Here is a 12,561-nt window from a genome sequence, read left to right on the forward strand (position 1 = left end):
CTTATTTTTTCTCCGTTGCTTCCATCATGCCGATGAAGCGGTCAAACAGGTAAGCGACGTCAGTCGGGCCGGGCGAAGCTTCAGGGTGGCCCTGGAAGCAGAACGCCGGTTTGTCGGTGCGGGCGAAGCCCTGCAGCGAGCCGTCGAACAACGAGCTATGGGTTACGCGGGTGTTGGCTGGCAGGGTCGCGGCGTCCACGGCGAAACCGTGGTTCTGCGAAGTGATCATCACCTTCTTGCTGTCCAGGTCCTGCACCGGGTGGTTGGCGCCGTGGTGGCCGAACTTCATCTTCAGCGTTTTCGCGCCGGAGGCCAGTGCCATGATCTGGTGGCCGAGGCAGATGCCGAACACCGGGATGCCCTTGTCGATCAATTCCCTGGTGGCCTGGATCGCGTAATCGCATGGCTCAGGATCGCCAGGACCGTTCGACAGGAACACGCCGTCCGGGTTGAGCGCCAGCGCGTCGGCGGCGGTGGCCTGCGCCGGCAGCACGGTCACTTTGCAGCCGCGTTGCACCAGCATGCGCAGGATGTTGCGCTTGACGCCGTAGTCGTAGGCGACCACGTGGAATTTAGGCTCCGCGAGTTTGCCGTAGCCCTCGCCCAGCTTCCATTCCGCTTCGGTGAACTCGTAGGCGGTCTTGGTCGAAACGACTTTCGCCAGGTCCATGCCGGCCAGGCCCGGGAAGGAACGGGCCAGTTCCAGCGCTTGCGCGGTGGACGGCTCGTTGCCCTGGGTGCCGACCAGGATGGCGCCGGATTGGGCGCCCTTTTCGCGCAGGATGCGGGTCAGTTTGCGGGTGTCGATACCGGCGATGGCGACGATGTTCTCGGCCTTCAGGTAATCGGCCAGCGACTGGGTGGAGCGGAAGTTCGACGCCATCAGCGGCAGATCACGGATGATTAGACCTGCTGCGTGGACTTTCGAGGACTCGACGTCTTCTGGATTGACGCCGGTGTTGCCGATGTGTGGATACGTCAGCGTGACGATCTGGCGGCAATAGCTGGGATCGGTCAGGATTTCCTGATAGCCGGTCATGGAGGTATTGAAAACGACTTCGCCGGTGGTATGGCCGGCGGCGCCGATTGAAAAACCTTTAAAAATGGTTCCGTCGGCGAGGGCCAGTATGGCTGGAACGGCGGGGCCAGAAAAAAATGGCGGCAAGGGTAACTCCTGATAAAGTTACCGTAGCTGCGCCACGTCAGACGACCGTCGTGTACCCAAGGCCGTCGCAGGCCGGGGTGGAAGGTCAGATTGAATATGGAGTGAGTGGTGGTCGGCTACGGTAGGGTGAGATTGGCTAAACCTTTGAATTATAACCAAATCCACCCTGCTTGGCAATGGAGGGGCAGCGAAACAGCGGCAAAAAAAAATCGCCCGTTGCGGGCGATTTACCTCTATTGCCAGATCGGCATGCGATGTTTCCGTAGGGCGGATTACGCTGCGCTAATCCGCCCTACAGGTTCGCACTAGTTCAGCGCGGCGATACCGGCCTTGGCGACCTGCGCGTCTTCCGCCGATTTGACACCGGAGACGCCGACGGCGCCGATGATGTGGCCGTCAACGATGATCGGCACGCCGCCTTCGAGCATGCCGTCGGTCTGCGGCGCCGGCGCGCTCAGGAACGAAACGCGGCCATTGTTGATCATGTCTTCGTAGATTTTCGATTCACGGCGGCCCAGCGCCGACACGCGCGCCTTGGCCGGCGCGATGTGCGACGACAACGGCGCGGCGCCGTCCTGGCGCTGCAGCCACAGCAGGTGGCCGCCGTCATCGACGATGGCGATCACGACCGCCCATTTGTTGGCGACAGCCTCGGCTTCAGCAGCAGCGGCGATTTTCTTGACGTCGGCAAGCGACAGATACGGTTTGGTTTGCATGGTTCTTCCTTGGTTGTTGCTTATTATTTGGAAAGGTAATTGTAAAGCCTACGGCCTGCGCCGCGCTTCGAGTTTCTGTTTGAGCTGCGGCATGGCCAGCGCGGCGGCTTGCTCGCCGGCCAGGATGGCCTGGTTGCGGCCGGCGAAGTCGTTGCCGGCCATCTTGCCCAGGCTAGGCGCGATGACGATATCGGCGTCCTTCAATTCATACTGGTTGATGCGCTGGCCCATGATGCTGAAGGTCTGCATGATCACGTCGACCGAGCTGACGGTCGCCTGCACGTCGGCCTGCGTGGAGATATTGACGGCGATGACGAAGTCCGCGCCCATGTCGCGCGCGAAGCGCACCGGCACCGGCGCCACCAACCCGCCGTCGACGTACGAGCGGCCGCTGATCGTCACTGGCTGGAACACGCCCGGCACCGACGACGACGCCCGCACCGCCATGCCGGTATTCCCGCGCTGGAAAAGAATCGGCTGGCCGGTCTTCAAATCCGTCGCCACGGCGCCAAACGACACCTTCAGCTTTTCCATCGGCTGGTTGTTGACCACCTTGTTGACGTAGGCCTGCAGCGCCTCGCCTTTCAACACACCGGTACTTTTGCCGAACAGCGGCATGGCCCAATCGGAGATCGCCGCCTCGTCCATGTCGAAGGCGAGTTTTTGCAGCTGGAAGCCGGTGTTCCCGGCCGCGTACAGCGCCCCGACCACGCTGCCGGCGCTGGTGCCGACCACGATATCCGGATAAATGCCCTGCGCCTCGAGCGCCTTGATCACGCCGATGTGGGCAAAGCCGCGCGCGGCGCCACCGCCCAGCGCCAGGCCGATCTTGATTTTGCGCGGCGGTAGCGGCTCGGGCACGGCGATCGGCTGCACCGGCGTTTCAATCACTGGCGTGGTTTTGCAGCCGACGATGGCAGTTGCAGCAAAGATGGCCAAAGCGGCAAGGGTAAGACGGCGTAGTTGCATGTGTTGGTATAGTGGCTATAGTGGCTGGTTTGGCGCAGCAGATTGTAACTGAATAGGCCCGGACGACGCCAAACGCGCACGTAGTTGACTGAAAGCCGCATGCGGATTGGTTGAATTGGTTGATAAACTCGCGCTACCCTCGTTTTGCAAGGCACTCCATGCTCCGCATCCTCGCCATCGCCCTCCTTTGCGTCCCAGTCTGCGCCCACGGCATCCTGCACGCGGCCGAGTCGCGCGACCTCTCCGGCGAGTGGCGTTTCGCCATGGACCGCAACGACGAAGGCGTGAACCAGGCCTGGTTCGCCCGCGATCTGAAGGACGGCATCGCCCTCCCCGGTATCCTGCAGGCGCAGGGCTACGGCGACGACATCACCACCAAAACGCCGTGGGTGCTGTCGCTATACGATAAAAACTGGGACCAGCGCGAAGACTACAAAACCCACACCGCCGCCGGCAACGTCAAAGTCCCATTCCTGTCGCAGCCGCCCAAGCACTACCTCGGCGCCGCCTGGTACCAGCGCGACATCGACGTGCCGGCGGCCTGGCGCGGCAAGCGCGTCGCCCTGTTCCTGGAACGTCCGCGCTGGGGGTCGACCTTGTGGATCGACGAGCGCAAGGTCGGCAGCAATCTCAGTCTGGTGGCCGAACACGAATACGACCTGGGTCTGCTGGCGCCGGGGCGGCATCGAATCTCCGTCCGCGTCGACAACCGCATGCTGATGGCTTACCGGCCCGACGCCCACAGCGTCTCCGATTCGCTCGGCATGAGCTGGAACGGCATCGTCGGCAAAATGGAATTGCGCGCCACCTCGCCGGTATGGCTGGACGACGCCCAAGTCTACCCGGATGTGAAGAGCAAAACGGCGCGCGTCAAGATCAGCATCGGCAATGCCGGCGGCCGCGCCGGCAGCGGCACCGTCACGGCCAACGGCGTGGCGCACAAGGTCAAATGGAACGCGCAAGGCGGCAGCGCCGAGATCAAGGTGCGCTTCCCGGCGAACACCCAGACGTGGGATGAATTCAACCCCGCGATGCAGAATATCCGCCTCCAGCTCAAGGGCGCGGGCGCCGCCGACACCCGCGACGTCAGCTTCGGCTTCGCGCAGATCGCCGCCAAGGGCAATCAGTTCATGCTGAACGGCCGCACGCTGTTCCTGCGCGGCACCCACCACGGCGGCGACTTCCCGCTGACCGGCTATCCGCCGACCGACGTCGCCTACTGGCGCAAGATCATCCAGATCAACAAGGACTGGGGCATCAACCACATACGCTTCCACTCCTTCTGCCCGCCCGAGGCGGCGTTCCAGGCCGCCGATGAACTGGGCGTGTACCTGCAACCGGAACCGGGCATGTGGAACGAGGTTTCACCCGGCACCGCGATGGACAAGATGCTGTACGAAGAGACCGAGCGCATGATCAAAGCCTACGGCAATCATCCGTCCTTCATTTTGCTCAGCCCCGCCAACGAGCCGAAAGGCCGCTGGAAGGAGGCCTTCGATACATGGATCGCCCACTACCGCAAGGCCGATCCGCGCCGGCTCTACTCCAACGGCACCGGCCACACCGAGAAGGAAGTCCCCGGCCTGGCCGACGGCACCGACTTCCTGTCGATGCAGCGCATCGGTCCCAAACCGCTGCGCGGCGACAAAGGCTGGTTCGGCCGCGACTACGGCGCCTCGCTGGCCGGCGTCAACGTGCCGGTGGTGTCGCACGAAACGGGTCAGTGGGCCGCTTATCCCGACTACGACATCATCCGCAAATTCCGGGGCTATCTGCGTCCCGGGAACTACGAGATCTTCCGCGACTCGCTGGCGCGCCACGGCATGGCGTCGCGCAACAAGGACTTCGCCTGGGCCTCCGGCAAATTCCAGGTGCAGGCCTACAAGGAGGAGATCGAAGCGAACCTGCGCACGCCCGGCTTGATGGGCTATCAGCTGCTCGACCTGCACGACTATCTGGGCCAGGGCACGGCGCTGGTCGGCATCCTGGACACGTTCTGGGAGCCGAAGGGCTACGCGACCGCCGAGGAATTCCGGCGCTTCAACGGCCAGACCGTGCCGCTGGCGCGCCTGCTCAAACGCACGTGGAGCACCGACGAAACGCTGACGGCGGACGTGGAGATCGCCCACTTCGGCGCCGCCGCCCTGAGCGACGCGCAGCCCTGGTGGAAGCTGATCGACGCCACCGGCCGCGTCGTCGCCGGCGGCGACTTCGCACGCAGGACCATCGACATCGGCAAGAACATCCCGCTCGGACAAATCAAGCTGCCCCTCAAGGACTTGGCGGCGCCACTGGCGTACCGGCTGCAGGTCGGCGTCGGCGTAGGGGTTGAACCGCTGGCTGAAAACGACTGGAACATCTGGCTCTATCCCGCCAAGATCACTGCGCCGGAACCGGCCGACGTGCTGGTCACGCACAGCTGGCCCGCCGCCGAAGCCGGCCTCGCGGCTGGCGGCAAGGTGCTGTTCCTGCCGCTGGCGCCGGATCTGGACTGGAGCGGCCCGCCGCTCGACAGCGTGCCGGTGTTCTGGAACCGCTTGATGAATCCAGCGTGGAGCCGCACACTCGGCGTCTGGATCGACAACAAACACCCGGCGCTGACGCAATTCCCCACCGACCGCTTCAACGACTGGCAATGGTCGGAGCTGATCAAGGGCACGCGCACCATCAATCTGGACCAGCTGCCGCCCGCGTTGCAACCGATCGTGCAACCGGTCGACGACTGGAACCGCAACTTCAAACTGGGCCTGCTGCTGGAGGCGAAGGTCGGCAACGGCCGCCTGATAGTCGCCAGTCCGGACCTGGAAACCAATCTGGATAAGCGCATCGTCGCGCGCCAGCTGCGCAAATCGGTGCTCGACTACATGGCCAGCGACAGCTTCAATCCGCAGACGGCCATCAGCGCCGCCGACTTCCGCAAGGCGCTGTTCGATACGTTGGTGATGAAGAAGCTGGCCGCCAAGGCCAGCGGCGGAAACAACCCGGCCAACGCCATCGACGGCGATCCGAACACCTTCTGGACGGCCGGTACGCAAGCGGCGCCGCGCGCTCCGCAAACGCTGACGGTCAGCTTCCCGGCCCCGGCTTCCTTCTCCGGACTGCTGCTGATGCCGCGCCAGAACCACCGCGACCACGAAGGCGACGTGCGCGACTATCTGATCGAAACCAGCGACGATGGCGACAACTGGAAGGAGATCAAACGCGGCGCGCTGGTTTCCACCTACGATCAGCAGCGGATTGAATTCGGCAAGAGCGTCAGCGCGCGGCAGCTGCGCTTTACCGCGCTCAGTGGCTTCGGCGGAGACAACACCGTCGCCATCGCCGAAGTGGCGCTGCTTTACACCGGCGCGGCGCTGCCCGAGAACAGCGGCAGCGTGACGTATCAGCGCGTGAAGTCGGCATCGAGCGACATCGACGAGAACATTGCGCCAGCGCAGGACAAAAAACCGGTCAATTAAGCGGTAACCCGCACGGCCATGCGGGGTCGTACCCCGAACGGGGTACGACCCCTAAGTGGTAACGCATGTGTATCGCCAGACGCATGCCGGGTTGGGTTTAAGGGTTCAGGCACGCCTCGATCGACAACTCCAACAGCGGGAAATGCCCGGTCGGCAGCGTGTGCACTGCGGCCTGCGGGAATACATCCTTCCAGATCGCGCAATCCAGCACCGGGTCGATCATCGGATCGAATTCGCCGAAAATCACCGACACCGGCCCTTGGTACGGGCTGCGCACCGGCTCCGGCGCGCTGGCGGCAAAATCGTCCGACGTCGCCACCGACGATGGCCCGTCAAAGACGCCCGGCTGCTGCAGCAGATAGGCGAACACCTGCGGCTCATCCCCCGAGTTCGGACCGAAATACAGCGACGTTACATTCGGCAGCAGCCACAAGGCACCCATCACGTCCCAGAACCGCGCGCGTCCCGGTGCGGCCTCGTAGTCCGCCAGCGCAGCCACCAGCTTGCCGGCGTTGGCATCTTCCGCATGCAGCGCCAGGCCGTGGCGTGCCAGCCGCAGCGCGGCCTCCTCCGGATTAAAGGTCGGCGCCAACAGCACGATGCGGGCGATCGATTCCGGCATCTGGCGCGCCAGGTGCACCGCCAGATGGGCGCCGAAGGAGCTGGCCATGATCGTCATCGGCCCGCCCAGCATGTCGACGCTGAGCCGGAACTCGGCCACGGTCGCGGCCAGCAGGTCCTGATACGGCCGCGTGGCGCAGGACACGGCCGACGGCTGCTGCCACCAGTGCACATTGTCGGCGTCCGGATAGCGCTGGCGCTCGAACGCGGTGCCGAGACCCGGCCCGCCATGCAAATAGAATATCGTCGGTGGCTGCACTCGGTGATCCTCCAGGTTGGTTGGTATCCAAATCGTTGACTTCATTGTAATCTGCCGTCAACATCTGAGCATGAAAAAATATCTGCTGGCACTCGCCCTCCCCCTGCTGATCTCCACCGCCTGCCACGCAACCGTGCTCTCGCCGCGCGACCAGGCCACGGTCGTCAACGAACTGCTGGCCGACCGCCTGGACAATCTGCTGCCGGGGATGATGGAGCAGACCGGCATCGACATGTGGGTGCTGGTCTCGCGCGAGTACAACGAAGACCCGGTGCTCAAAACCATGCTGCCGGCCGAGTGGCTCAACGCCCGCCGCCGCACAATCATTGTGTTCCACCGCGATCCGGTCAAGAAAACGGTGGAAAAGCTGGCGGTCGCGCGCTACGCGGTCGGCAAGAGCATCGCCGCCGCTTGGGACATGAAAAAATTCCCCGACCAGTGGGACGCGCTGGTCGATATCATCAAGACGCGCAATCCGAACAAGATCGCGCTGAACACCTCGCGCAATTTCGGCCACGCCGACGGCATCGACCACACCGACTACGTCGAACTGCTGCAAGCGCTGCCGGCCGCATACAAGCAAAAGGTGGTCTCGGCCGAGCCTCTGGCGATCCGCTGGCTCGAAACGCGCAGCGAGCGCGAAATGCAAATCTATCCGCAACTGGTCAACGCCACCCACAAGATCATCGACGAGGGCTTTTCCGAGCGCGTCATCACGCCCGGCATCACCACCAGCGACGACGTGGTGTGGTGGTTCCGCCAGAAGATCCGGGAGCTCGGCTACGATACCTGGTTCCACCCGTCGGTGGCGATCCAGCGCAGCGGCAAAGGCCTGCCCGATCCGACCGTGATCGTGCCGGGCGACCTGCTGCACGTCGATATCGGCATCACCTACCTGCGCCTGAACACCGACGTGCAGCAGCACGCGTACGTGCTCCAACCGGGCGAGAACGCCGCGCCGGCGGCGCTGACACAAGCCTTCGGCCAGGCCAACCGCTTGCAGGACATCCTGCTGGAGCAATTCAAGGAGGGCCGCACCGGCAACCAGATGCTGGCCGGCGCGCTGGCGCAGGCGCGCGCCGAGGGCATCAAACCGACCATCTACAGCCACCCGCTGGGCTATCACGGCCACGCCGCCGGCCCGGCCATCGGCATGTGGGACATGCAAAACGGCGTGCCGGGCAGCGGCGACGAGGCGCTGCGCGAGCGCACCGCGTATTCGATAGAACTGAGCGCGGCGTCGGTTTTACCGGGCTGGCCGGCGCCGGTCAATATCATGTTGGAAGAGGACGCGTTCTTTGACGCGTCGGGCGTGCGCTACCTCGATGGCCGGCAAAAAAGCATGTATTTGATCCCGCGCGCCACTGGCGGCGCGGCTCCCTTCAATTGAGCAACAGATAGCATCTGTTGACCCCGCAAAACGAATAGTGCCGGCAGGCTCTGGTGTGTCAATTTTCCCGCACACCTGCCAGAATATCGCTTCCGGCGTCCGGCCAAAGCGCCTGTGTCGCCTCACATTTTGGCCGCTATTTGAATGAGGAGATCAACATGAATTCGTTTGTGGAAACCATATCGCCAGCAGCAAAAAATCACATCGAAGCACGTATCGCTTACTTTAACGATGTGTCGCTTGCCATGGTGCAGACGATGCGCGAACTTGCAGAAGTGAACCTGCAGTTCAGCCGCAGCTGGATGCAGGATTCCACGCAAATGCTGCAAACGGCAATGCTGACGCCGCCCACCGAGCGCGCCGATGCCAGCCCGTCCGTCGAGGCGGTCGCGCAGAAACTGCAGACCTACCAACAGCAACTGGTGAAGATCACCAGCGACTTCCAGACCAACATCAACCAGGTCGCGCAACAGCACGTGCCGCAGACGGCGCGTACCGCCACCGAGCTGGCCGACGTGGTGACCCAAAAGGCCGCCGCCCAGACCGACCAGCAACTGCGCATGCAGAAAGCCGCCGGCAAGGAAATCCTCGACCAGGCGACCCAATTCGCCCAGGTCGCGTCGCAGAACCGCGCGATGCAACAGCCGGCTTCGATGCAAAGCGACGAGAACAAAGGCAACAAGAGCTAAAGCTGAGTATTGCCCCGCACGGCGATAGTCGCGGGGTCGTACCCAGTGGGGTACGACCCCTCTTCCCGTCCTGCGGGTTAAGACGGCGCACCGCACCTACCTACAAAAACCGGTCCGGAATATCCTGCACGAACGGATACATCGAGAAATACGGTTTCGCCTCCTCCAACACCTGCTTGAACGACGGCCGCATCACCAGCCGCTCGAAGTACGCCTGCAACTGGCTGTACTCCTCCGGGAACGGCAAGATCGTGCTGGCATAGAACAGCGCCGGCGCGGCCGCGCAGTCCGCCATGCTGAAGTCGTCGCCGCACATCCACACCCTGCTCGTCATGCGTTTCTCGATCATCTTGTAGGCGGTCTTGAGCTTGGTGCGCTCCTTGGTCTGGTCGCACTGCAATCCGGTCAGATGGCCGTTGACGATGGTCTGCATCGGCTCCTGCACATAGTTATCGAAAAAGCGGTCCCACAGGCGCACGTCCAGCGCCGCGTCCCAGTCGGCCGGGATCAGCGGTTTCTCGCCGGGAAAATGCCGATCCAGATACTCGATGATGACCGAGGTCTCCGGCACGTCGCGCGTGCGCTCGTGGTCGCGGATGACCGGAAACTTGCACGGCGGCCACATCGCCTGCAGTTCGGCGCGATCGCTCTCCTCGCCCAGATTGATGATGCGCTTGTCAAATTGCGTGCCGTTCTCGTACAGCGCGATCAGCACCTTGTGGCAGAACGAGGCCAGCGGATGGTAATAAAGGGTCAAAGACATGTCAGCTCCTGGGTGCCGGCATCGCCACGCGATACCTGAGAATTCAGCAAATGATACTTCAGCCAAGCCGATAGCGGCGGACCGCAAATGTTGCCACACTTCAGCCCGTTCCGAGCCGGGCAATCACGCACCGGCGGACCTCGAACCACAACCGACAGGATAACCACCATGCGCCACGCCCTCCAACTCCAGCTCGCCCTCGCCCTGACCACCTTGTGCGCCATCAGCGCCAACAGCAGCGCCGCCGACGCGCCCGACGGCGACAGCCTGATGGTGGGCCTGGGCGCGGCCTACGTGCCGGAATACGCCGGTAGCGACGACAGCCGTGTGGTGCCGGTGCCGTTCCTGGAACGCACCTGGGACAACGGCTTCTTCATCAGCACGCGGCGCGGCCTGGGCTACCAAACCAACGTCGGCGTCGTCAACCTGAGCGGCGCGCTGACCTACGGCGGCGCGCGCGACGAGAAAAAGCGCACCTTCGCCGCCGGCTCCGACGCGCTGCGCGGCATGGGCGACATCGACGGCGGCTTGCAAGCCGTGCTGACGGCCAGCTACCAGCTCGGCAAGGTCGGCCTCAGCGTCGGCACCACGCAGGCCGTCGGCAAGCGCGAGAACGGCTCCACCTACACCCTCGGCGCCTCGGTGCCGCTGTACAGCGGCGCCAACGACCAGGTCAGCCTGGGCGGGTCGGCGGTCTATGGCGACAACAAGCACATGCAGACTTACTTCGGCGTCACCGGCGCGCAAAGCGCCCGCTCCGGCTTCAAGGCTTACCAGGCCAAATCCGGCTTTGAAACCGTCAGCGCCGCAGTCAGCTGGGACCACGTGATCGACAAGCGCTGGTCGACCCACACCGCCGTCGGCTTCACGCGACTGCTGGGCGACGCCGCCGACAGCCCGCTGACCAAGCGCAAGACCACGCCCATGCTGATGACGGGCATTAGCTATAAGTTTTGATTGAGGTTGCTCAGGTGATATTATTGCGCGAAAAATAAACCCATCGCGCAATGATCCCGGACACCACACTCGCCACTTATATCCTGCTTGCCGCCGCGATCTGCGCCGCGTGGGCCAAACCGGTCGCCCTCGGGCGGGTCACCATCGCGCCGTGGCTGGCGTTCTTCGTCGCCGCGCTCGCGTTCGGCATGGCGGCCGGCGTGCTGCGGCCGCCGGCCATCGTCGCGCTGGCGGCGCTGGCCGGCGCAACTTATATGACGGCGCGAACGCCGCAACAATATGTACGGGTGATCTTCGGCGTCGCCACGGCGGTGCTGGCACTGGCGCTGGCGATCCACAAGCTGCCCGGCTTCAACAACGCGGTGGTGATCGACGCCGTCACGATTTCCCCCGGCGCAGCGCCGTTCACGCAATACGCCAACTTCGACAAGGGCGCAGTCGGCCTGATCCTGCTGGCTTTCCTGTGTAGCCGGGCACGCTCGTGGAACGAGTTCGGCGGCGTGCTCAAGCAGTCGTTGCCCGTGCTGCTGGTGACACTGGTGACGGTGCTCGGCCTGGCCATGGCCATCGGCGCGGTGCGCCCGGACTTCAAGCTGTCGCAGCTGACGATGCAATTCATCGCAGTCAATCTATTCTTCACCGTGGTGGCGGAGGAAGCCTTTTTCCGGGGCTTCCTCCAGCATCGCCTGGCCGCATCGCTGGCGCGCTGGCGCTCGGGCAAGTGGATCGCCCTGGTTTGCTCGGCGCTACTGTTCGGCCTGGTCCACCTGCCCGGCGGCGCGGCTTACGCGCTGCTGGCCACCGTCGCCGGCTTCGGCTACGCCTACGCCTACCACGCCACCCAGCGCATCGAGGCGCCGATTTTCCTCCACATCGCCCTCAACGCCGCCCACTTTATCGCGTTCAGCTATCCGGCGCTACGTTGAGCAGCGCCGGCAGCGTTAGCTCACATCGGCAATCACGTAGGGCGGATTAGCGAAGCGTAATCGGCCATGCATGCGTCGCGGTAGCATGCATGCATGGCCGATTACGGCGTGCCGCCTAATCCGCCCTACGTGGTTTAGATGTCGACATCAGACCGTGCCGCTTGGGCGCTTGACGCTGGCGGCGGCCCAATGTTCCGTAGGATTTTGAGCTTTACGTCCCGGCAAGCTACACTGGCTGCAACTACGCAGTTCAATGTTGTGCTTGAGGGAGAACAATGATGGCCAAGACCGAGTACGCGTCGCACTATTCCGATGCCGGCTTCTGGAACAAGGTAAAGACCCACGCGAAAACCGCCGGGCAAAAAGTGCTCGAACAGGCGCTGAAAATGTACTACTCCGCCACCGACCCGGACACGCCGTTGTGGGCGAAGACGACCATCTACGGCGCGCTCGGCTATTTCATTTCGCCGATCGACGCCATACCCGACCTGCTGCCGGCCTTGGGCTACACCGACGATATCGGCGTGCTGATCGCCGCCGCCACCGCAGTCGCCGCGCACATCAAGGACGAGCACGTGCAAAAAGCCAGGGACACGCTTAAACAATGGTTCGGCGGCTAGTAAGCGGCTAGTTTCGGCGATGCGGAAA

11 protein-coding genes are annotated in these 12,561 nt (G+C 63.5%); 6 read left to right on the top strand and 5 right to left on the bottom strand.

Features of this window, described 5'->3' with window-relative positions:
- Position 1: 1 nt before the first annotated feature.
- From carA to NHH88_22895, 3 genes are all read right to left on the bottom strand, one after another.
- Positions 2-1,165 carry a glutamine-hydrolyzing carbamoyl-phosphate synthase small subunit gene (gene carA / locus NHH88_22885; GenBank protein USX12517.1) on the bottom strand — a complete coding sequence of 388 codons (1,164 nt, stop codon included), beginning with the start codon at positions 1,163-1,165 and terminating at the stop codon, positions 2-4.
- Positions 1,166-1,470: 305 nt separating this feature from the next.
- Positions 1,471-1,881, bottom strand: a complete 411-nt coding sequence (locus NHH88_22890) for a heme-binding protein (protein USX12518.1) — start codon at positions 1,879-1,881, stop codon at positions 1,471-1,473.
- Positions 1,882-1,929: 48 nt separating this feature from the next.
- Positions 1,930-2,850 carry a patatin-like phospholipase family protein gene (locus tag NHH88_22895; GenBank protein USX12519.1) on the bottom strand — a complete coding sequence of 307 codons (921 nt, stop codon included), beginning with the start codon at positions 2,848-2,850 and terminating at the stop codon, positions 1,930-1,932.
- Positions 2,851-3,008: 158 nt separating this feature from the next.
- Here NHH88_22895 and NHH88_22900 point away from each other — a divergent pair, with 158 nt between their 5' ends.
- Positions 3,009-6,308 carry a discoidin domain-containing protein gene (locus NHH88_22900; GenBank protein ID USX12520.1) on the top strand — a complete coding sequence of 1,100 codons (3,300 nt, stop codon included), beginning with the start codon at positions 3,009-3,011 and terminating at the stop codon, positions 6,306-6,308.
- A gap of 97 nt (positions 6,309-6,405) precedes the next feature.
- On the opposite strand, the gene NHH88_22905 is transcribed toward NHH88_22900, so the two are convergent.
- Positions 6,406-7,233 (bottom strand): alpha/beta hydrolase, encoded by an 828-nt coding sequence (locus NHH88_22905; protein USX12521.1) that lies wholly within the window; start codon positions 7,231-7,233, stop codon positions 6,406-6,408.
- A 25-nt stretch (positions 7,234-7,258) separates the two neighbouring features.
- On the opposite strand from NHH88_22905, the gene NHH88_22910 reads away from it, so the two are divergent.
- The gene (locus NHH88_22910; GenBank protein ID USX12522.1) at positions 7,259-8,578 is read left to right on the top strand and encodes an aminopeptidase P family protein; all 1,320 of its coding nucleotides are present in this window, start codon (positions 7,259-7,261) and stop codon (positions 8,576-8,578) included.
- A gap of 158 nt (positions 8,579-8,736) precedes the next feature.
- Positions 8,737-9,267, top strand: a complete 531-nt coding sequence (locus NHH88_22915) for a phasin family protein (GenBank protein USX12523.1) — start codon at positions 8,737-8,739, stop codon at positions 9,265-9,267.
- Between the two features lie 100 nt (positions 9,268-9,367).
- Here NHH88_22915 and NHH88_22920 read toward each other — a convergent pair whose 3' ends face one another.
- Positions 9,368-10,030, bottom strand: coding sequence for a glutathione S-transferase family protein (locus NHH88_22920; protein ID USX12524.1), 663 nt, complete (start codon positions 10,028-10,030; stop codon positions 9,368-9,370).
- A gap of 168 nt (positions 10,031-10,198) precedes the next feature.
- Between NHH88_22920 and NHH88_22925 the strand changes: the two genes are divergently transcribed.
- The 3 genes from NHH88_22925 (at position 10,199) to NHH88_22935 (ending at position 12,533) form a co-directional block, all read left to right on the top strand.
- Positions 10,199-10,987 (top strand): MipA/OmpV family protein, encoded by a 789-nt coding sequence (locus NHH88_22925; protein USX12525.1) that lies wholly within the window; start codon positions 10,199-10,201, stop codon positions 10,985-10,987.
- A gap of 50 nt (positions 10,988-11,037) precedes the next feature.
- The gene (locus NHH88_22930) at positions 11,038-11,913 is read left to right on the top strand and encodes a CPBP family intramembrane metalloprotease (GenBank protein USX12526.1); all 876 of its coding nucleotides are present in this window, start codon (positions 11,038-11,040) and stop codon (positions 11,911-11,913) included.
- Between the two features lie 275 nt (positions 11,914-12,188).
- Positions 12,189-12,533 (top strand): YkvA family protein, encoded by a 345-nt coding sequence (locus NHH88_22935; GenBank protein USX12527.1) that lies wholly within the window; start codon positions 12,189-12,191, stop codon positions 12,531-12,533.
- Positions 12,534-12,561 lie beyond the last annotated feature (28 nt).

The organism is Oxalobacteraceae bacterium OTU3CAMAD1, assembly GCA_024123915.1.
Lineage (GTDB): Bacteria > Pseudomonadota > Gammaproteobacteria > Burkholderiales > Burkholderiaceae_D > Rugamonas.

Coding starts and splice junctions, on each gene's coding strand:
- NHH88_22890 (USX12518.1), bottom strand. CDS start 1,881: ATGCAAACCAAACCGTATCTGTCGCTTGCCGACGTCAAGAAAATCGCC.
- NHH88_22895 (USX12519.1), bottom strand. CDS start 2,850: ATGCAACTACGCCGTCTTACCCTTGCCGCTTTGGCCATCTTTGCTGCA.
- NHH88_22900 (USX12520.1), top strand. CDS start 3,009: ATGCTCCGCATCCTCGCCATCGCCCTCCTTTGCGTCCCAGTCTGCGCC.
- NHH88_22905 (USX12521.1), bottom strand. CDS start 7,233: ATGAAGTCAACGATTTGGATACCAACCAACCTGGAGGATCACCGAGTG.
- NHH88_22910 (USX12522.1), top strand. CDS start 7,259: ATGAAAAAATATCTGCTGGCACTCGCCCTCCCCCTGCTGATCTCCACC.
- NHH88_22915 (USX12523.1), top strand. CDS start 8,737: ATGAATTCGTTTGTGGAAACCATATCGCCAGCAGCAAAAAATCACATC.
- NHH88_22920 (USX12524.1), bottom strand. CDS start 10,030: ATGTCTTTGACCCTTTATTACCATCCGCTGGCCTCGTTCTGCCACAAG.
- NHH88_22925 (USX12525.1), top strand. CDS start 10,199: ATGCGCCACGCCCTCCAACTCCAGCTCGCCCTCGCCCTGACCACCTTG.
- NHH88_22930 (USX12526.1), top strand. CDS start 11,038: ATGATCCCGGACACCACACTCGCCACTTATATCCTGCTTGCCGCCGCG.
- NHH88_22935 (USX12527.1), top strand. CDS start 12,189: ATGATGGCCAAGACCGAGTACGCGTCGCACTATTCCGATGCCGGCTTC.